The 20,426-nt window shown below is 60.4% G+C and carries 18 protein-coding genes; 9 read left to right on the plus strand and 9 right to left on the minus strand.

The window, feature by feature from the left end; genetic code table 11:
* Nucleotides 1-63: 63 nt before the first annotated feature.
* The gene (locus tag PMI34_RS14295) at nucleotides 64-1,167 is read left to right on the plus strand and encodes an extracellular solute-binding protein (RefSeq protein ID WP_008049973.1); all 1,104 of its coding nucleotides are present in this window, start codon (nucleotides 64-66) and stop codon (nucleotides 1,165-1,167) included.
* Between the two features lie 183 nt (nucleotides 1,168-1,350).
* Nucleotides 1,351-2,472 (plus strand): DmpA family aminopeptidase, encoded by a 1,122-nt coding sequence (locus PMI34_RS14290; protein WP_008049974.1) that lies wholly within the window; start codon nucleotides 1,351-1,353, stop codon nucleotides 2,470-2,472.
* 22 nt (nucleotides 2,473-2,494) lie between these two features.
* Here the strand turns inward: PMI34_RS14290 and PMI34_RS14285 are convergent, their stop codons facing one another.
* Nucleotides 2,495-3,103: an NAD(P)H-dependent oxidoreductase gene (locus PMI34_RS14285; RefSeq protein ID WP_008049976.1), complete on the minus strand. Its 609-nt coding sequence runs from the start codon at nucleotides 3,101-3,103 to the stop codon at nucleotides 2,495-2,497.
* Between the two features lie 85 nt (nucleotides 3,104-3,188).
* Between PMI34_RS14285 and PMI34_RS14280 the strand changes: the two genes are divergently transcribed.
* Nucleotides 3,189-3,815 (plus strand): TetR/AcrR family transcriptional regulator, encoded by a 627-nt coding sequence (locus PMI34_RS14280; protein WP_032829659.1) that lies wholly within the window; start codon nucleotides 3,189-3,191, stop codon nucleotides 3,813-3,815.
* Between the two features lie 241 nt (nucleotides 3,816-4,056).
* Here PMI34_RS14280 and PMI34_RS14275 read toward each other — a convergent pair whose 3' ends face one another.
* Nucleotides 4,057-4,674 (minus strand): TetR/AcrR family transcriptional regulator, encoded by a 618-nt coding sequence (locus tag PMI34_RS14275; protein WP_008049980.1) that lies wholly within the window; start codon nucleotides 4,672-4,674, stop codon nucleotides 4,057-4,059.
* A 166-nt stretch (nucleotides 4,675-4,840) separates the two neighbouring features.
* On the opposite strand from PMI34_RS14275, the gene PMI34_RS14270 reads away from it, so the two are divergent.
* Entirely contained in the window at nucleotides 4,841-5,281 is a 441-nt protein-coding gene (locus PMI34_RS14270; RefSeq protein ID WP_008049982.1) for a hotdog fold domain-containing protein, read from the plus strand.
* A 154-nt stretch (nucleotides 5,282-5,435) separates the two neighbouring features.
* On the opposite strand, the gene PMI34_RS14265 is transcribed toward PMI34_RS14270, so the two are convergent.
* The gene (locus tag PMI34_RS14265) at nucleotides 5,436-6,158 is read right to left on the minus strand and encodes a GNAT family N-acetyltransferase (protein WP_008049984.1); all 723 of its coding nucleotides are present in this window, start codon (nucleotides 6,156-6,158) and stop codon (nucleotides 5,436-5,438) included.
* Nucleotides 6,159-6,644: 486 nt separating this feature from the next.
* Here PMI34_RS14265 and PMI34_RS14260 point away from each other — a divergent pair, with 486 nt between their 5' ends.
* Nucleotides 6,645-10,034 (plus strand): Ig-like domain-containing protein, encoded by a 3,390-nt coding sequence (locus tag PMI34_RS14260; protein ID WP_008049986.1) that lies wholly within the window; start codon nucleotides 6,645-6,647, stop codon nucleotides 10,032-10,034.
* A gap of 121 nt (nucleotides 10,035-10,155) precedes the next feature.
* On the opposite strand, the gene PMI34_RS14255 is transcribed toward PMI34_RS14260, so the two are convergent.
* The 3 genes from PMI34_RS14255 to PMI34_RS14245 form a co-directional block, all read right to left on the minus strand.
* Nucleotides 10,156-10,725 (minus strand): YceI family protein, encoded by a 570-nt coding sequence (locus tag PMI34_RS14255; protein WP_008049989.1) that lies wholly within the window; start codon nucleotides 10,723-10,725, stop codon nucleotides 10,156-10,158.
* Nucleotides 10,726-10,860: 135 nt separating this feature from the next.
* Entirely contained in the window at nucleotides 10,861-11,532 is a 672-nt protein-coding gene (locus tag PMI34_RS14250) for a phosphoribosyltransferase (RefSeq protein WP_008049990.1), read from the minus strand.
* A 195-nt stretch (nucleotides 11,533-11,727) separates the two neighbouring features.
* Complete coding sequence (locus tag PMI34_RS14245) at nucleotides 11,728-13,086, minus strand: MATE family efflux transporter (RefSeq protein ID WP_008049991.1); 1,359 nt, start codon at nucleotides 13,084-13,086, stop codon at nucleotides 11,728-11,730.
* 185 nt (nucleotides 13,087-13,271) lie between these two features.
* Here PMI34_RS14245 and PMI34_RS28785 point away from each other — a divergent pair, with 185 nt between their 5' ends.
* Nucleotides 13,272-13,448, plus strand: a complete 177-nt coding sequence (locus PMI34_RS28785; protein WP_008049992.1) for a hypothetical protein — start codon at nucleotides 13,272-13,274, stop codon at nucleotides 13,446-13,448.
* A gap of 272 nt (nucleotides 13,449-13,720) precedes the next feature.
* Here PMI34_RS28785 and PMI34_RS28790 read toward each other — a convergent pair whose 3' ends face one another.
* Nucleotides 13,721-14,050 (minus strand): hypothetical protein, encoded by a 330-nt coding sequence (locus PMI34_RS28790; protein WP_157222725.1) that lies wholly within the window; start codon nucleotides 14,048-14,050, stop codon nucleotides 13,721-13,723.
* A 97-nt stretch (nucleotides 14,051-14,147) separates the two neighbouring features.
* On the opposite strand from PMI34_RS28790, the gene msrA reads away from it, so the two are divergent.
* Complete coding sequence (gene msrA / locus PMI34_RS14240) at nucleotides 14,148-14,654, plus strand: peptide-methionine (S)-S-oxide reductase MsrA (protein WP_008049994.1); 507 nt, start codon at nucleotides 14,148-14,150, stop codon at nucleotides 14,652-14,654.
* Nucleotides 14,655-14,689: 35 nt separating this feature from the next.
* On the opposite strand, the gene PMI34_RS14235 is transcribed toward msrA, so the two are convergent.
* On the minus strand, nucleotides 14,690-14,926 hold the full coding sequence (locus PMI34_RS14235) for a DUF1059 domain-containing protein (protein ID WP_008049996.1): 237 nt from the start codon (nucleotides 14,924-14,926) through the stop codon (nucleotides 14,690-14,692).
* Between the two features lie 466 nt (nucleotides 14,927-15,392).
* On the opposite strand from PMI34_RS14235, the gene PMI34_RS14230 reads away from it, so the two are divergent.
* Entirely contained in the window at nucleotides 15,393-15,935 is a 543-nt protein-coding gene (locus PMI34_RS14230) for a hypothetical protein (protein WP_008049997.1), read from the plus strand.
* A 267-nt stretch (nucleotides 15,936-16,202) separates the two neighbouring features.
* Here the strand turns inward: PMI34_RS14230 and PMI34_RS14225 are convergent, their stop codons facing one another.
* Nucleotides 16,203-16,838 (minus strand): hypothetical protein, encoded by a 636-nt coding sequence (locus tag PMI34_RS14225; protein ID WP_032829664.1) that lies wholly within the window; start codon nucleotides 16,836-16,838, stop codon nucleotides 16,203-16,205.
* A gap of 557 nt (nucleotides 16,839-17,395) precedes the next feature.
* Between PMI34_RS14225 and PMI34_RS14220 the strand changes: the two genes are divergently transcribed.
* The coding region (locus PMI34_RS14220) for an Ig-like domain-containing protein (RefSeq protein WP_238538784.1) at nucleotides 17,396-20,426 on the plus strand (3,031 nt) is incomplete at its 3' end.

Raw genomic sequence — 20,426 nt, forward strand, 5'->3', positions numbered from 1 at the left:
CCCGGTCGATACGCTGCAAACTCCTGATTACCACCGGCCGCAACAGGCCAGGAGTGCCGCATCATGAGTCGTCACCGCTTGTATTTCAATCTGGGGTTTGGCGCCTGTCTGGCGGTTTCACTGCCAGCGTTTGCGGTCGAAGCCCCGACGGTGCACGTGTACAACTGGTACGACTACATCGGCCCGACTACCTTGCAGGACTTCAAGCGTGACACCGGGATTGTGCCGGTCTACGACACCTTCGACAGCGCCGAAGTGCTGGAAGGCAAGTTGCTCACCAGCCGCAGCGGCTACGACGTGGTGGTGGCCAGCAACTTCAGTCTGCCCACGCTGATCAAGGCCGGTGCCCTCGCCCCCCTGCCCCGTGCGCAGATGCCGGACTTCAAGAACATGGACACCGATCTGCTGGCGAAACTGGCCAACAACGATCCGGGCAACCAGTACGCCGTGCCCTACCTGTGGGGCACCAACGGCATCGGCTACAACGTCGACAAAGTGCGCGCCGTGCTGGGCGACAAGGCGCCGGTGGATTCCTGGGACCTGGTGTTCAAGGAAGAGAACCTGGCCAAACTCGGCGAATGCGGCGTGGCCATGCTCGACTCGCCGGCGGAGATGCTGCCGGTGGCGCTGCACTACCTCGGCCTGCCGCCCAACAGCACCAACCCCGAGGACTACAAGAAGGCCGAAGCGCTGCTGCTGAAACTGCGCCCGCACATCGCCTACTTCAACTCGTCGAAGTTCATCAGCGACCTGTCCAACGGCAACATTTGCGTGGCGGTGGGCTGGTCCGGCGCGATGCTCGAAGCCAGGAACACCGCCGAGCAGGCCGGCAACGGCGTGAAGATCGCCTACAGCTTGCCCAAGGAAGGCGCGCCGGTGTGGTTCGACACCCTGGTGCTGCTCAAGGACGCCCCACACCCGGAACAAGGCATGGCCTTCATCGACTACCTGATGCGCCCTGACGTCATCGCCCCCGTCAGCGACCACCTCAACTACCCCAACGGCAACCGCAGCGCCACCACGCTGGTGGCCGAAGCGACCCGCAACAACCCGGCGGTTTATCCGCCTGCCGAAGCGATGGCCACCTTGTTCACCCTCCAGCCACTGCCGCCAGCTACCGAGCGCGTGCGCACGCGGATCTGGAGCAAGGTCAAAAACGGTCAATGACGAGGACACCACAAAACCCTGTGGGAGCGGCGGTGCGGCGATCCGACTTGCTCGCGAAGGCGGTGGCTCAGCCAACGTTGATAGCGACTGACACTACGCCTTCGCGAGCAAGCCCGCTCCCACAGTGTCCGTGGTGCCCAACAAATATTCTTTTTCTGCCACGAATCAAAGATGAGAAAACCCATGAAACCACGCGCCCGCGACCTCAACATCCAGTTCGGCCAACTGCAACCCGGCCCGCTCAACGCCATCACCGACGTTCCCGGCGTACGGGTCGGCCACAGCGATGTACGAGGCCGCACTGCCAATGGCCGCGACATCCTCACCGGCGTCACCGTCATCGAACCCCGCACCGGCTCCACCAGCCAGCAACCCTGCTTTGCCGGTGTGCATGTGCTCAACGGCAACGGCGATGCCACGGGGCTGGAGTGGATTCGCGAGGCCGGCTTGCTGACCAGCCCCATCGCTTTTACCAACACCCACAGCCTGGGCGTGGTGCGCGATGCGCTGATCGTGCTCGACCGCGAGCAGCAACCGGATGACGGGCGCCTCTACTGGAACATGCCAGTGGTGCTGGAAACCTTCGACGGCCTGCTCAACGACATCAACGGTTTTCATGTCAAGCCTGAGCACGTGGCCCAGGCCGTTCGTTCGGCGGTGGGCGGCCCGGTGGCCGAAGGCAATGTCGGCGGTGGCAGCGGCATGATCTGCCATGAATTCAAGGGCGGCATCGGCACTGCGTCACGCCGTTTGAACAGCGCCCAGGGCGGCTGGACGGTGGGGGCGATTGTCCAGGCCAACCACGGTATTCGCAATGAATTGCGCGTCGATGGCTACCCGGTCGGGCGCTACATGGAACAGGTCGATTCGCCGTTCCTCAAGGCCTCGCTGCCCCATCCGGGCATGGGTTCGATCGTGGTCTGCCTGGCCACCGATGCGCCGTTGCTGCCGCACCAGTGCACCCGCCTGGCCCAGCGTGCCAGCCTCGGCCTGGCCCGTACCGGCGGCGGCAATGAAGACCACAGCGGCGACATCTTCATCGCCTTTTCCACCGGTAACGATCACGTGCCACCGGCTGCCTACGAGAGCAAGAAAGCGCCGACCACCCACAACCTGAGCATGGTCAACAACGACCACATCAGCGAGCTGTTCCTGGCCGCCACCGAGGCCGTGGAAGAAGCCATCATCAATGCCCTGCTCGCCGCCGAAACGGCCGAAGGCAACGGGCATGGGGTGCAGGGGCTGGATGTCGAGACACTGCTCAAGGCGTTGCGCAGGGCCGGCTGGCCGGGCGAGCAGATCTAGTGGTGCCGGGGCGGTATGTGGCTCATACCGCCTCGACTTCTTGTTGCTTATACAGGCCACGACCCAAGGTGTGTGCGGCCTGCAGGTGCATAGCCGGATCCTGAATTTCCGACTCCAGCAGCAGTTGCGACGTCACGACCTGCGCACCGCAGTAATCGAAAATGCCATGGTCAATCTGAGTCTTCATGGCGGTTGCATATCCGTGTCGGGCATAGGTGGCCGCGTCGGCTCCACCGACTCCGATCAGGTGTACTCGCAGACGATCCAGCTTTTTCACCAGCTTGGCATCCGTCCCGAAATCGAAAGCCCAGCCATTGGCGAACACTCGGTCGATCCAGCCCTTGAGCAGCGCCGGCATCGACCACCAGAACACCGGGTAGACCAATATCAGCGCATCGGCTCGATCTATCCGCGCCTGCTCGGCGATCACATCGGCCGGTGGTGATGCCTCCCGGTGATGCACCGCCCAATCCGCCGGCCCGAACCTGGGGTCGAAACCTTCGGTCCAGAGATCGGCGATTTCCACCGTGTTATCGGAATCGGCCAGGGCCAGGCCGTCAGCAATCCGCGTAACCACGCCACGGGTAAGCGAAAGAGGATCGTGATGAGCGACAACGATAAGTGTGTGCATGCTGGAACTCCTGATTGAGAGCACAGGGCGGACCTTATATACTCTTGGTAAGTTACGAACAGTAAGTTACTTTTGGTACATAGGCATGTCAACCATCGAAACAAAAGAGCAGCCACGTCGCCGGATGTCGCGGGAAGATCGACTGCGCCAGTTGCTGGACGTCGCCTGGCAACTGGTGCGCAAAGAAGGCACGCAAGCCCTGACTCTGGGCCGTCTCGCCGAGTTGGCCGGGATCACCAAACCGGTGGTTTATGATCACTTCACCACTCGATCCGGATTGCTGGCCGCGCTCTACCAGGATTTCGACACGCGCCAGACTACGTTGATGGATGCCGCGCTGGAGCATTGCGATCCGACCCTGGCCAGCACCGCACGCGTGATTGCCACATCCTACGTCGCTTGCGTGCTGCTGCAGGGCAAAGAGATACCAGGCGTGATCGCCGCTCTGGCGGGTTCGCCGGAACTGGAAAAGATCAAGCGCGAGTACGAAGCGATCTTCCTCGAAAAGTGCCGCAACGTCCTCTCCCCGTTCGCTGAGACGGGAAACATCACGCCAGCCGGATTACGCGCGATGCTCGGCGCCGCCGAAGCCTTGTCCCACGCTGCTGCGAATGACGAGATCAGCGCAGAGCAAGCACAGGACGAACTGTTTGAAATCATCGTGGCGATGGTCGAAAGAAGCACACGTAGCAGTACGACTAGCGGTACTTGAGTGAAACACTCGGTCTTTCTAGGATGGAGTTACGCAGCCGCTTGGTTGCTCAACAAGCCGCTGCGTAGGTGGTGAGTGAACTGAACCCCTATCAAGCTCACCGCTTGTTTCACGCGCATCTTGAGCCTCACGGCTCCACTTCCTCCCCATCAAGAGCTTTGAGGCTCTTTTTTAACCTCCGAAAACCAACACTATTCATTGTGGGAGCGGCGGTGCGGCGGTCCCACAGGGGGGATTTTCATTATGTTTCGGTGGCGCACAACGACCGCCACGCCGCTTCCGCCAGCATGTCCCGGTAAGCCTTCGGGCTGCCCTTGACCCGGCCCGACAACCAGGCGCGGCAGTAGCTGTCTGCCTGGCCGACGATCAGCGACGGGATCAGCTCCGCCGGAAAACTCCCCAGCTCGTTACCCTGCGCCCCCAGCCACTCCAGCAACTGCTTGTTGCGCGTCTTGTTGCGGGAGGCGAGTTCGTCCTTGAACGGCCCCTTGGTGACGGCAAACCTTGCGTGGTACTGGAACCGCGCCCACTCCGGCTGGCTATCGACCCAATCCACATAACTGTGCACCAGCGCGTACACCCCGGCTTGAGCGGTGCGTGCCTCAGCCAGGTAGCTGTCGCGCAAGCGGGCCTGATCGTCGAGGGCGGTAAAAAACAGCGCCGCCACCAGGCCTTCCTTGTTGCCGAAATGGTGATAGATCGCGCCGACACTGGTATCGCATTCGGCACGGATCATTTCTATGGTGGTGGCCTCGATCCCCTGTTCGTTGAACAGGCCCAGGGCCTTTCTGAAGATGTCGCGCTTGAGTTCGGCGCGTCGTCCGGGGTAGCAGCGTTCGAGCAGATCGGCGGTTTCCATACGCAAAGACAGTCCGGAAAAGTCATCGGTGGGGGCTGGCGGTTGCCAGCAGACAGGTGGCGCTAGGTTGACAGATTTCCCTTCGACAGAATACTGTTCCGTCACAGAATATTATTCTGTAAAAGAATATTGTTCTGTAACCCATCATCCGCAAGAGGCAAAATAAATGAGTCAGTTCCTCAGCATGTTCAACAGCGCAGGCCCGCAAGCGTTCAGCAAAATGGCCTGCCAGGTGGCGCCCTACTTCTCCAGCATCAACCCGTTGGTCAAGGATTTGCGCAAAGACAGCGCAACCGTGCACGTGCCGTTTGCCCGGGAGATCACCAATCATTTGGGGACGGTGCATGCCATTGCCATGTGCAACGCCGCCGAACTGGCTGCCGGGATGATGACCGACGTATCCATTCCCGCCGGGGCACGCTGGATTCCCAAAGGCATGACCGTGGAATACCTGGCCAAGGCCAAGAGCGATGTGACGGCGGTGGCCGAGGGGGATGCGGTGGACTGGACCACCGAAGGCGACAAGATCGTGCCCGTGGACATTCACGATGCCGAGGGCAAGAAGGTGTTCACGGCGCGGATTACCATGAATGTGAAGCTGACTTAAGCGCTGACGGGGGCTCTCGCGGACAACTCAATCCCTGTGGGAGCGGGCTTGCCCGCGATGAGGCCATCACATCCAACACTAATGTTGGCTGACAGGCCGCCATCGCGGGCAAGCCCGCTCCCACAGGAGATTTGTGGGGTTGAGCAGAGTGCGACTAGACCAACCGAAGTCGAGGACCAATCGCCGGCACCGCATCGTCACCCAACCGCCCCCGCACAAACTCCTGAGTCTTGCGCGTCAACTGGTCCAGATGCCGGTCGCGCTGTTTTTCCGCGTCGGTCATGGCCCGCTTGCCATGCTTTTGCAGCAGGTAGGTATGGATCTGCCGCACTTCCAGCGAGCTGTAGATCGACGCCACATCCAGCAGCGCCATCAAGCCATCGGTGGCGTGGTCGCGGGTGTTCATCAACACCTGGGTCGCACGCACGCCCACCACCTCAAAGCCCATCGCTTCGAAATACGGCACCTTGGCCACCGCGCAGGTCAGCTCGGCATGGGGATAGCGGCCGACCATTTCCCGCAGCATCCGCCGGGCCACGCCCTGGCGCCGATACTCGGCCTGCACCGCCATGTACGCCACGCCGCAGGCCTCGGGGTCGTCCTGTACCGGCAGGTACAGCACAAAGCCAGTCACCTTTTGCGGGTCGTCTTCGTCCGTGGCGACGATCAACTCCACGGCAATGCCTTTTTCACCGTTCAGCGCCTCCAGATACAGGTGCACCTCATAGCCGATCGCGTATTGATAAAGGTTGTACAGCAGGTTGCTGGGCGGGATCGCGACCATGCTGATGTCGGTCAGGTTGTCGACCACCATCTGCAGGATCTGGCTATTGATGTGCTCGGGGCACGGGGTCTTGAAGTGGCTGATCAGGGGCATTGCGGTGACAGGCTCCGGAAGGCAAGGGCCGCCTATCATAGCGCGCCTGGCACGTCCGGTCCGAAGGTGATGGACAGACATCCATCTTCCTTGAGCCATGCGCATCGCCGGTGGACGCCTGGTAGTGTTTTCAAGGCTGACAGCCGTGAGTCAGGCACACTTTGTGCTGGATGAACTGGACGCTTTCGCGAGCAGGCCCGTTCCCATGGGGGTCTGCGGTTTTGCCCACTCCTCGATCTTCCGTGGGAGCTCGCCTGCTCGCGAAAGCGTTCACCCCCACACCGGTCTGTGCTGTGGGTGGGGGGGATTGATCGGGTCATAGCCCCCAACTTTGAGGATTCCCACCCACTGTGCCACTACGACTAAAGTCTGACCCGCCAGCCTATTGATATCAAACAGGTTTTCGTCCCCTCCTCGATTGGCGCACCTATTGCACCAAGCGAATGACGAACGTCAGCCACGCCGGCGCGCCCCGAGGGGAAAAACATGAAAAAAATGCCAGACCTCAAATCGCTCGGTTTTTTCAGCAAACCGGGCATCGCCGCTGTGATGCTGATCAACGTCAGCTTCGGCACCGTCAATGCAGCACCGCTTGACGATGTCAGCCCGCCGCCGCCGACGGATCCTTCGGCGTATAGCAACCCGCCGACCGACTTCAAGGCCGCGCTGGATGCCATAGAGGCCATGCCACCCGCCAACACGGGCGCCTTCGCCCTGCCCAATGGCGTTTTTGGCACCCGCACCACGCCAACGATCGACAACGTGCTACCGCCAGCCCTGCAGACCTCCTTCAAAATCCCCACCAACGGCAAACCCAGCCCGTTGTTCGGGGCGCAACCGTACACTCAGCAATTGCTGCTGTTCGAAGAATTCGGTACGGAAAAACTCGACCCGACACTGCCGCCGCCCACCCTGACCTTCCCGGTGCCGATCGTCGGCCCGGCGCCCACCCAGGACCCGAACAACATCGCCCGCAGCGGCCCTTCGGCCGCGGCGCTGGAAGCCTTCATGCGCCAGCCGGGGCTGTTCCCGTTTCCGTCGCAGTTTTCCAACGTGCTGGACCGCAACCCGTGGAAAGCGCAGATCGAAGCCTTCCTCAATCGCCATCCGGTCGGCTCGCCGGCCGAAGGTCGTCCGCCAGGAAAAGGCTGGTCGCATCAGCGCTGGAACGAGTTCTACCCACAGGTCGCCTTCAAGACCGCTCAAGCGGGCGCCAAACTCAACGGCGGCATGCGCGACCGCCGCCAGTTGCACAACTACGCCGTTGGTGAGTTCGGACCGGGCGGGCTGTACAACCAGACCTCGGACGCGCCGATCATTGCGGGCACCACCAAAGGCATCGACACCCGCTTTCACCCCAACATGCCGATTCAGAACCACAAGGCGCTCTGGACCTTCGACGGCACCTTTCCGCCAAAACTGTTGATGGTGCGCTACGGCCAGGGCGTGCTGATGCGGCACTACAACGCCTTGCCCATCGATCCATCGGCCAACATGGGTTTTGGCCTGCACACCCTCAGCACCCATGAACACAACGGCCACTCCCCGGCCGAAAGCGACGGCTTCGCCAATGCGTTTTTCTTTCCGGGGCAGTACTACGACTATCGCTGGCCGATCCAGCTGGCCGGTTACGACAGCATCAACACCAGCGCCCAGGATCCGCGCGCGGCGTTCCCCTGCGCCCCGGGTGAAACCCTGTATGTCAACGATGCCACGCCGGGCCTGAAGACCTGCAACAACGGCAGCATCAAGATTCGTGGCGACTGGCGCGAAACCATGAGCACCCACTGGTTCCATGACCACATGCTCGATTTCACCGCGCAGAACGTCTACAAGGGCAGTGCGTCGATGATGAACTACTACAGCGCCATGGACCGCGGTAATGAAGCGCTGCAAGACGGCGTCAACCTGCGCCTGCCCAGCGGTTCGGCATTGTCCTGGGGCAACCGCGACTACGACGTCAACCTGATGGTGGCCGACAAGGCCTGGGATGCCAATGGCCAGTTGTGGTTCAACCCGTTCAACACCGATGGCTTTCTCGGCGATCAGATCCTGGTCAACTGGCAGTACCAGCCGCGCCTGAACGTGCGCGCGCGCAGCTATCGCTTCCGCATCCTCAATGGCTCGGTGTCGCGTTTCTTCAGGATCGCGCTGGTGCGTGAAGTCGTCGGCACCGGGGGTGAATTCCCCGGCCCGGCAGGTTCCGGCCTGTCCTATACCCGCGTGCCCTTCCACATGATCGCCAACGACGGCAACCTCATGGAACATGCCGTGCCGTTCGACGGCAGCATGGACCTGGACGCCGACGGCGATGTGCAGGACCACAACGCCATCCTGCCCACCCAGGGCATTGCCGAGCGCTTCGACATCATCGTCAACTTCTCGAAATACGGGATCAGCACCGGCGACAAGCTGTACTTCGTCAACCTGATGGAGCACCACGACGGCAAGGGTCCTGAGAGTATTCCGCTGAGCCTGGCCGATGTGCTGTCCGGCAAGTACAAAGCGGTGCTCAAACTGGGCAGCAAGGGGCTGGAATGGGATTTGGGTGACCCGGCGGTGGGCAAGTTCATGCAGATGGTGGTTCAGCCTTATGCCGGCCAGGACGTGAGCATGAACCCCGTCGACTACGAACCCGCCAAACCGGGTAAACCGGTCGGCAAGGTCATGATCCCGCTGACGGTCAACCGCGACGATCCAACGATGCAGGCCAAGCTCAAGACAGTGCGGCATCGCGAGTTCATCTTCGGCCGCTCCGACGGTACCGACGAAGAACCCTGGACGATCAAGACCGACGGCGGTTTAGGTTTCCAGATGGACCCTCGAATCATCAGCGCCGCACCGCAACTGGCCACCGGTCCGACCCCTGCCGGGTTCTCCGGTGACGGCACCCTGGAAGTGTGGAAAATCAAGAACGGCGGCAACGGCTGGAGCCATCCTGTTCACGTGCATTTCGAAGAAGGCGTCGTCCTCAGCCGCGACGGCAAGGCACCGCCGGAATGGGAAAAATGGGCACGCAAGGACGTCTATCTCATCGGCCAGGGCATCGACAGTACGGTGGACGTGGACATCGCCATCCGCTTCCGTGAGTTCGCCGGGACCTACCTGGAGCATTGCCACAACACTCAGCACGAGGACACCTCCATGCTGCTGCGTTGGGATGTCGAGCATCCCGGTCAGTTCCAGTTGATGCCAACGCCCCTGCCCGGCTGGGACGGCGTCACCTACGTCAACTCCGCCGCGCTGCCGACCTTCCGCACTGGCGATAAACGTGAAGAGGACCTTGATAACCAAAAACCGGTCGCCAACGCCGACAGCGCCATCAGTAACACTGGCCAACCGGTGATCATCAACGTGCTGGCCAACGACACCGACCCTGACGGTAACGTGCCACTCAAAGTGGTGGGCCTGGAGCAACCGGACTCCGGCAAGGGCGTGGTCAGCACCGACGGTCTGCGCGTGACCTACACACCACCGGCCACGGTCCCCGCGCCGTTCACCGCGACCTTTAGCTATAGGGCCAGCGATGCCAAGGATGCCGAGTCGGCACCGGCGACAGTGTCCGTGGCGGTCTCGGCTGCGATCAACGAGAGCCTGATCGTCACCAGCGCTACCGTCACCGCCCGCAGCAACAGTCGCTGGTATTGGGTCCTGTCCGGCACCACCTCCCGTGGCACGGGCAACACCATCACGGCGACTGCCACGACCACCACCGGTACGGTGAACCTTGGCGCCGCCGTCCTGACGCCTACGGCGACAGGCGCGCGCTGGAACATAGCGGTGACGACCGCCGGCAGTGGCCCGTCGCCTGGCGCGACGGCAACCATCAAATCGGCCTTCGGCAAAACCGTGACGGTGCCGATAAAGGCGAACTAGAGCCGATCGATCGACGCCCGGTCCATGCAATGTGGATCGGGCGTTTTTCTTTTGTGCGGCGGGCGGTGGGACCGAGGTGGGGTTTGTTGACTGTCGGCTCTATCGGCGAAGTGCCTGGTAGCTACCGCTGCGGCGCCACCATCCGGAAGCGGATATTGATTTCGTTGGACACCACACTGTCCGCCCACTCGCCCTCGCCGATCTTGAAGTCGTCACGCTTGAGCACCAGTTCGCCCTCGAAGATGCCGATGGCGCTCTCCGATTTGAGCAGCACCGGCACACTCACTTCCCGAGTGAGCCCCCGTAGGGAAAGCTTGCCGGTGATGGTGTAGCGGTTATCGCCCTGGGCCTTGATGGACGTCGACTGGAAGGTCGCTACCGGATAAGTCGCGGTGTCGAACCACGCCGGTTTTTGCAGCTCGGTATTGGCGTCGCTGCTGCCGGCGTCGATGCTGTTCAGCTCGATGGTCAGCGCGGCATGGCCGGCGCCTGGGTTATCGGTGTCGAAGTCGAGTTTGGCCTTGAACTTGCCAAAGGTGCCGTAGGCTCTCGACCCCATCTGCTCATAGGTGAAACTCAAGGTGCTGGCCCTGGCGTTCACATCCTTGTATTCCACGGCTTTCGCAAACGGCACCAGGCCGAACACCAGCGTGCCGGCCAGAGCGACGCAACGCGCGGATCGAAGGTTCATGGCACTCTCCGGGAGGGCTCCCGTCTTGAGTTGACGTGCCGCACGGATCGGGTGGCATCAGATGGACTTAAGCAAACAACCGGCGTTAATTCCACCTCACCCGTTGATTTGCGACCACCTGCCGATGGCCGTGCGCTACCCGCACTCCCCGCGTTGCCACCCCCGCTGCAACAGTTCGATCACTTCGGTATCCGAGGTCTGGGAAAAATCCATGTACCAATGGCCAATCGAGGTGAACCACTCGGGCATCAGCGGACAGATCAACTCATCCACCTCGCTGCGCAGCGCCTCCACTGTTTCGATCGGTGCCACCGGCACTGCCACCACGATGCGCGATGGCGCCTGCGCCCGCAGCGCCTGGATCGCCGCCCTCATCGAAGCACCGGTGGCCAGGCCGTCGTCGATCAGGATCACTACCTGATCCTTGAGCTGCACCGCAGGCCGCGTACCACGGTAGACCTGTTCGCGGCGCAACAGCTCGCGACTTTCCCGTTCGACCACGGCGTCGAATGCAGCCTTGGCAATCGGATGCACCCGCAGCGCCTCTTCATTACGGATCTGGATACCGCCGCTGGCAATCGCGCCCATGGCGTACTCCGGGTGGGACGGCACGCCGAGCTTGCGCACCAGCATCAGGTCCAGGCGAACCTTCAGCGCCGTGGCCACCTCATACGCCACCGGCACGCCGCCACGGGGCAAGGCCAGAACGATGACGTCGGAGCGATTGGCGTAAGGCAGCAACGGCTCAACCAAACGCCGCCCGGCTGCCGGCCTGTCTTGCAGGATGGAATGGGACAAGGGGTTCATATGAAAACCTCCCCAGGCGATCGCGCCTGTCGGTGAGTCCTGCTCCCACTGATGAAATGCCTGATTCTCAGTGTGCACAAGACTACAAACACCACCGTCCCTGTGGGAGCGGGCTTGCCCGCGAAGACGTCAGTACAGTCAACCTCTACATCAACTGAACCACCACAATCGCGAACAGGCAATCAAAAAAACCAACTACACCAACCGCTCAATCTTCTGATGCTGCCACACCAGTTTGTAATACAGCGTCTGCAACACCAGCATCCCCAGATACGCCACCGGAAACGCCATCCACACCCCTTGCAATCCAAACTTCGCATCCAGCAGATACGCCGCCGGCAACTGCACACCCACCACGCAAACAATGGAAATCGCCACCGGCACCATCACCGTGCCGCTGGCGCGCATGATGCCGCCGATGATCGCCTGGAAACCAAACACCAACAGGCTCCAGAGCATGATGTGCAACAGGTGCTCAGCCATGTTGAGCGTCGCCTTTTCGGTGAGGAACGACGCCAGCAACCAGCTCGACAACAAGTACCCGAGCACCACCAGACCACCGGTCAAACATATGTTGATCATCAGCCCGGTCTTCAAAATCGGCCCGATGCGCTCGATGCGCCCCGCCCCGATCGCCTGCGCCCCGAGTATCGACGCGGTGATCGCAATCGACAGCGCGGGGAACTGCACGTAATTGACGATCTGCGTCACCGCGCCATATGCCGCCGTCGCCTGGGAACCATGCTGGTTCACCAGCGCCAGAATCACCAACTCCGACAGCGACAACACCACCATCTGCAACCCGGTGGGCAAACCGATGCGCAGCACCTTGCCGATGATCGCCATGTCCAGCTTCATCGCCGCAAAGAACTCGCGATCCGGCGCCAGCGCATGGCCCTTGCCAATCAAGCGCCACGCCAGCAGCCCCATCGCCACCAGGTTACCCACCAACCCGGCAATCGCCGCACTCTGAATCCCCATTGGCGCAAAACCCAACCACCCGCGAATCAACGCCGGCGTCAGCGCCAACCCCACACAGGTCGACACCACCAGCGCCAATAACGGCGACAAGGTATCGCTCACCCCGCGCAGCAACTGCGTGAACAACACAAACACCAACAGCGACGGCATGATCCACAACATCACATGGGCATACGCCACCGCATCGTCCAGCACATCCGCCGGTGTCCCCAACCCCACCAACGCCGAACGCGCAAACACACTCCCCACCACCGCCGCCACCAACCCGATCAACACCCCCAACAACAACGTCGCCCCGGCAATCGCCTTCACCAGATGCGTCTCCCGCGCCCCCCACGCCTGCCCGATCAACACCCCTGCGCCAGCGCCAAGGCCGATCACCAGGGCGATGAAGAAAAACACGATGGGGAACATCCCCGACACCGCCGCCAGCGCCTGGGTGCCGAGCATCTGGCCGATGTAGATGCTGTTGACCGTGCCGGACATGGATTGCAGGAAGTTCGACAGGACCATCGGGGCGAGGAAAAACAGGTAGGTTTTCCAGAGGGGGCGCTGGGGGTTCGGGGTTTGCATTCGGGAAGGTCCATCTCGACGGCGTGAGCGATGATCAAGGATAGCGTGGGTGGCTCAATCCAAGGGGGCCGTGAACATCTCAGGTCTGTGTTTATATTTCCAGCGACGTTATGTGAAAGGTCTGAAGTTTCATCAATACGGATCTTACGTAAGCCTCGGAATTCCTCACCTTGCCCACGATCTTGATGGAGCTTTTAGTCCGCCCCGTCGCCCAAATGGCGACCAGGTTTGGCGACCTGTTCGTCGGTTGCGACACCGTGGTGTTGGAGGACTTTTCCAAGTTGCTGGTCATTCCGTTGCGCGATGGCTGCGATTTGATGGATGTGATCGGCCGACGCTTGCGAGCACAAGCAGCGGAATAAACAAAAACGGGTGCCTGATCAGGCGCACGCTTTGTTTGCGCTGCATGCAGCGGGTTTAGTCACTCACAACACATTCCCGGCGACGCGTCCCTCAACCCCCCTCAGGCCCAATGATAGAATCCTGTTTTGAAAAAGGAGTTTCATCTGTGGAGGCTGGAAAAAAGAGTTGCCCCTATTGCGCGGAAGTCATCATGGCTGAAGCCATCTTATGCAAACACTGCCAATCTGATCTCAGGCAAAAAAAACCAATCCCACCTGGGTGGCCACTACCGTCAGAAAAGAGAATGGGCCTGGACAGCAAGATCGTCGTCGGAATCATTATCGCCATCACCTTGTACCTGGCTTTCGGCTTTTATGTCAGCAGCACATCGGAAGACAAGGAAGGAACGCAGGCCCGAGAGGCCGTCGAACGATGCCGCGAGGACGTAAACAGCTACTCCGGCCCGGCAGTCGGGAAAAACGTTGTCGCAGAAGTTTGTCGAAAGCTGGAGGTCGAATTCCGCAGGAGTTTGGGCCACCTGCCATAGGAAAAGCCGAATACGAAGCCCGCCATTGAGCGGGCTTTTTTTGCCCTTGGCATCAGGCAGCAAGCGGCCCGACAACGGTCATTCCAGTTCTATTTGCGCGAAACCTTGGAATTGGCCAACACGCCCTCATAACAGTGGCTATACACAACGCTCCCGAGAGGAAGGACAGACCATGACCAGACAAACCGAATCTGCCATTCTCGCCGGCGGCTGCTTCTGGGGCATGCAGGATCTGCTGCGGCGCTATCCCGGTGTGCTGCACACGCGGGTCGGTTATACCGGCGGCGATGTGCCGAATGCCACCTATCGCAACCATGGCAACCACGCCGAAGCCATCGAGATCGTCTTCGACCCTGCCGTGATCAGCTACCGGCAGATCCTTGAGTTCTTCTTCCAGATACACGACCCCAGCACGCCCAACCGTCAGGGTAATGACCTGGGCCCCAGCTATCGTTCGGCGATCTACTACCTCAACGAACAGCAACGCGACATTGCCGAGGACACCGCTGCCGATGTCGATGCTTCACACCTGTGGCCAGGCCGAGTAGTCACCGAAATCGAACCAGCGGGGCCTTTTTGGGAGGCGGAACCAGAACACCAGGATTACCTCGAACGTATACCGAACGGCTACACATGCCACTTCATCCGCCCGAACTGGAAGCTCCCCAAGCGCGCCTGAAAGTCGAGTTTGTGAGGCGCAGAGGTGGATGACAATCACTCCTCTGAAACCCCTGGGTGCCAAGCAGGACGCGGAGCTTCAACGGGCGGGGTTCCGTCGTGAAACATCGTCTTCAGTTGAGCACGCAGTTCTGGTGTGTCGGTGTGCTTGTGAACACTGACCGCATGCTGCGCGGCGGCCTCAAGCAGTTCGTTTTCAGAGTCTGCGGACAGTGCGATTGAGCAGTGGGAGTCGCTCGGAAACTCGCGGCAGTCGATGTATTTACGCGCCATGAATGTTTTCTCCCTACGACGAAGGCAGGCCGTGGCCTGCGTGAACGATCGCTCGACGCGTCCCCCATGCATCAAACACGACTACATGCCACATCGAGTGTGCCGATCGTTAAAGTATAGGCCCACCGATGTCAGGGTAGTTGTGCCAGACATGGAAAAACGGCCGCGCGGAAACAGGGAACAGATCACGACGGCTCGGTATTTACCTGAAATCGTGGTCTGTCCCTTTTTTATGCTGGGTGGTGCGTGCCGGCAAGGACAGCAAAGTCCAAGTGGCGATGTTGCCGCAACCGCTTGATGGTGATTGCGACCCTTCACGACAGGCACGTATCGGCCAGAAACGCCCACCCTGCCTCATGAAAGCAAAAAAATCCGCACCTTTTCTCAGCCAAAAGTTGAAACTTGATTAATGGCCATATGCCATCTTACGGTAAGCTCCCCCCCTACACTCATGCAAGGAAATGCCGTGAAAAAGTCCTTCCTGATCGTCCCACTGCTCGCGCTGCTGCAAGGTTGTGGTGTAACCATGACGCGTTATGAGCCGAGTTACGAGAACGTCCAACAGCTCAAGCAGACTCCACCACTGCAATCAATCAGCAATGCTCAGGTGAAGGCGGACTCTGGCCAGGGCTCGCTGACTGTTCGGGCTAATCCGATCAGCTCGCCGAGTGGCAGCATCCCTCTGCATATTCAGGAGGCCATCAACGAAGAACTGCGCCGAGCAGGCCTGCTGAATCCGCAAGCACAGCGGCACCTGGATGTATTGCTGGTCAAGAATGAGCTGACGGCAGGAGTGGGTACCGGTACTGGCCAGCTCGCTGCCCGCTTTACATTGCTCAAGGGCAATGAGGTGGTTTACGACGCGACCAAGAACGTGAGCCGCCAGTGGGACAGCAGTTTTTTCGGAGCCATTGCGATCCCGAACGCCGCCAATGCCTACAACCCGATGGTTCGTGATTTGCTGAAGACCTTGTACAGCGACCCGCAGTTCATACAGGCCCTTAAATGAGGGTAAAGAAAAGAGCCGCAATTGCGTAATGCCAGTCAGTTAAGCGCTTATGCGATCTGTAGCAGCTGCCGAGCCCGCGAGGCTGCGTTCGGCTGCGAAGCAGTCGTAAAATCAGTCATTGCGGTACGTCAGGCAGACCGCGTCAGCTGGACTCACGACTGCTTCGCAGCCGAACGCAGCCTCGCGGGCTCGGCAGCTGCTACAAAGGTGTCGCGGCTGAAATTGCTTAACTGACTGGCATTAGCCGCAATTGCGGCTCTTTTTTTATCATATCCGTGACACGCCGGAATCGAGTGCCGAATATTTCAGGCTCTTACTCTCTACCATTTGTTTGAGCAACGCATTGACCTGGCGGCTGAAGGTATCGCTAATCGCCGCTTTCGGGGTATTACCCATCAAAGGCACAAACCAGATACCCATCCAGGTATTGATCGAGTCATGGTTACTGGTATTGCTGATTGCCAGCCCTTGTTGGTCAAGCGCCTCGAGACTCATGGTGTATTGATCAGTGACCATCGTAGGGATGATGGTCATAGTGAGCCCACTGATAAAGGACATGACAAGCTGACCACCACCAGGCGGGTGGTTGTAAACCTTGAGGCGCAGGTTGTAATCGCCAGGCTGCTTCTGAAATTCGTCCAGCGTGACGCGACCGAAGAGCCCGGAATCGCTCAGCACTTTTTGAAGTTCAGGCTTGAGCATGTCGCGCGCTTGTGGAATTTCAACGGCTGAAGCGCTTTTTGGCGCACCTTGGTAGAAATCGAAATCCACATACACATTCGGCTTGTTCGAATAGCTCGACATAGACGGCAGATTCACCGGAGCCACTTCATCCTTGGTGAAGCTGGCGCAACCGCTCAGCCCTAGTACCAAGGCTAACCCCAGAATTTTTCCAATTTGCATGATGGCTTCCTTAATTGATGGCATAGCGCCTCCATGGCCGGAGTGCTAGACGGATTCTAGAGAGCACGCAATGATTGCAAAAGGCCATACATGAGAAAATTGGTTGAAAAACAGAAAAAAGGGCAGATTTACTTTCCATAGCCTGATCGGCCAGAAGCGCCCCTTCTCGATCAGTCAAATCCATGTCGCCTTAAGGCAAGCAACCCCTACCAAATACGGCCGGTGAAACAGGGCCGCTACTAACCCCACAAATGGGGTACTACACCCACCCAACCGGGGGTTTACCACCTAACTTGAGGAACGTTCCCCACTCCGCCCCGACCTCAAATTGAAATATTCAGAAACAATTAGTTAATTAATTTGAACTTTTTCTTCGACCCATGGTAGTGGCTCATTAGTTGCACAACCCCAAGTACCCGCAACAGCTGTCGTCCCGGACATCATGGCGACGGCGGGGCTTGCCAGATTCGGCATGACGCGAGGGGTGAAAAATGAAACGCGCGACTCCATCATGCAACTCCATCGCCTTGCTGCGCAGGTCATGCCTGCCCTGTGCGATGCTCCTTACCCTGACTACCGCCAACGCCGTGCCACTGGATGATTTCGGCCCGCCACCACCGACGGACCCCTCGGCATTCAGCAATCCCCCGGCCGACCTCGATGCCGCGGCGGCTGCCTTACGGGCCATGCCACCCGTCAACCAGGGCTCCATCGCCTTGCCCAATGGCGTGTTTGGCACCCGCACCACGCCGACGACCGACAACGTGCTGCCGCCGGCCCTGCAGACCTCCTTCAAAATCCCCACCAATGGCAAGCCCAGCCCATTGTTCGGGGCCCAGCCGTACACCCAGCAGCTGCTGCTGTTCGAAGAATTCGGCACGGAAAAACTCGACCCGACACTGCCTGCACCGCCCCTGACCTTCCCGGTTCCGATCGTCGGCCCGGCGCCCACCCAGGACCCGAACAACATCGCCCGCAGCGGCCCTTCGCCCTCGGCGCTGGAAGCCTTCATGCGCCAGCCGGGGCTGTTCCCGTTTCCGTCGCAGTTTTCCAACGTGCTGGACCGCAACCCATGGAAAACGCAGGTCGAAGCCTTCCTCAACCGCCATCCGGTCGGCTCGCCGGCCGAAGGTCGTCCACCTGGAAAAGGCTGGTCGCACCAGCGCTGGAACGAGTTTTTCCCACAGGTCGCCTTCAAGACCGTGCAAGCGGGCGCCCAGCTCAACAGCGGCATGCGCGACCGCCGGCAAATGCACAACTACGCCGTCGGTGAGTTCGGGCCTGGCGGGCTCTACAACCAGACCTCGGACACACCGACCATAGCGGGCACCACCAAAGGCATAAATACCCGTTTTCACCCCAACATGCCGATTCAGAACCACAAGGCACTCTGGACCTTCGACGGCACCTTTCCGCCCAAACTGTTGATGGTGCGGTACGGTCAACCGGTGCTGATGCGCCACTACAACGCCCTGCCGATCGATCCGTCGGCCAACATGGGGTTTGGTCTGCACACACTCACCACCCACGAACACAACGGCCACTCCCCGGCCGAAAGCGACGGCTTTTCCGGTGCGTTTTTCTTTCCGGGGCAGTACTACGACTATCGCTGGCCGATCCAGCTGGCCGGTTACGACACCATCAACACCAGCGCTCAGGATCCGCGCGCGGCGTTCCCCTGCGCTGCGGGCGAAACCCTGTTCGTCAACGATGCCACGCCGGGCCTCAAGGCCTGCAACAACGGCAGCATCAAGATCCGTGGCGACTGGCGCGAAACCATGAGCACCCACTGGTTCCATGACCACATGGTCGATTTCACCGCGCAGAACGTCTACAAGGGCAACGCGGTGATGATGAATTACTACAGCGCCCTGGATCGCGGTAACGAAGCTTTCGAAGACGGCGTCAACCTGCGCCTGCCCAGCGGTTCGGCGCTGCCTTGGGGCAACCGCGACTATGATGTGAATCTGCTGGTGGCCGACAAGGCCTGGGACGCAAACGGCCAACTGTGGTTCAACCCGTTCAACACCGACGGTTTCCTCGGCGATCAGGTCCTGGTCAACTGGCAGTATCAGCCGCGCCTGAATGTGCGGGCGCGCAGCTATCGCTTCCGCATCCTCAACGGCTCGGTGTCGCGCTACTTCAGGATCGCGCTGGTGCGTGAAATCGCCGGCACCGGCGGCGAATTCCCCGGCCCGGCAGGTTCCGGCCTGTCTTATAGCCGCGTGCCGTTCCACTTGATTGCCAACGACGGCAACCTTATGGAACACGCCGTGCCGTTCGACGGCAGCATGGACCTGGAAGGTGACGGCGACCCGCAGAACCACAACGCCATCCTGCCCACCATGGGCATCGCCGAGCGTTATGACATCATCGTCAACTTCGCGAAAAACGGGATCAACACCGGCGACAAGCTGTACTTCGTCAACCTGATGGAGCACCACGACGGCAAGGGGCCGGAGGCTACACTGCTGAGCCTGGCCGATGTCCTGTCCGGCAAGTACAAGGCGGTGCTCAAGCTGGGCAGCAAAGGGCTGGAATGGGACGGCGGCGACCCGGCGGTGGGCAAGTTCCTGCAGTTGGTGGTCAAGCCGTATGCCGGCCAGGACGTGAGCATGAACCCTGCCGACTACGAACCCGCCAAGCCGGGCAAACCGGCCGGCAAGAGCTTGATCCCGCTGACCCTCAACCGCGATGATCCGGCGGTGCAGGCCAAGCTCAATGTGGCGCGGCATCGCGAGTTCATCTTCGGCCGCTCCGATGGCACCGACGAGGCCCCCTGGACGATCAAGACCGACGGTGGTGAATTCGGCTTCCCCATGGACCCTCGAATCATCAGCGCCGCTCCGCAACTGGCCAACGGCCCGACCCCTGCCGGATTCTCCGGCGACGGCACCCTGGAAGTGTGGAAAATCAAGAGCGGCGGCAACGGCTGGAACCACCCGGTGCACGTGCACTTCGAAGAAGGCATCGTCCTCAACCGCGACGGCAAGGCCCCACCAGAGTGGGAAAAATGGGCGCGCAAGGACGTCTATCGCATCGGCGACGGCATCGACAGTTCAGTGGATGTGGAAATGGCGATCCACTTCCGCGAATTCGCCGGGACCTACATGGAGCACTGCCACAACACCCAGCACGAGGACACGTCCATGTTGCTGCGCTGGGATGTCGAGCACCCCGGCCAGTTCCAGTTGATGCCTGCGCCCCTGCCCGGTTGGGACGGCGTCACCTACGTCAACTCCTCCGCGCTGCCGACCTTCCGCACTGGCGATACCCGTACCAATAACGACGGCGATAACCAAAAACCGATCGCCAACCCCGACAGCGCCATCAGCAACACCGGTCAACCGGTGATCATCAACGTCCTGGCCAACGACAGCGACCCTGACGGTAATGTGCCATTGAAAGTGGTGGGGCTGGAGCAACCGGACTCCGGCAAGGGCGTGGTCAGCACCGATGGTACGCGCGTGACCTACACACCACCGGCCACGGTCCCCGCACCGTTCACCGCGACCTTTACCTATAAGGCCGCCGATGCCAAGGGCGCGGAATCGGCATCGGCGACGGTGTCCGTGGCGGTCTCGGCTG

The sequence above is a fragment of the Pseudomonas sp. GM74 genome (genome assembly GCF_000282455.1).
Taxonomy (GTDB): domain Bacteria; phylum Pseudomonadota; class Gammaproteobacteria; order Pseudomonadales; family Pseudomonadaceae; genus Aquipseudomonas.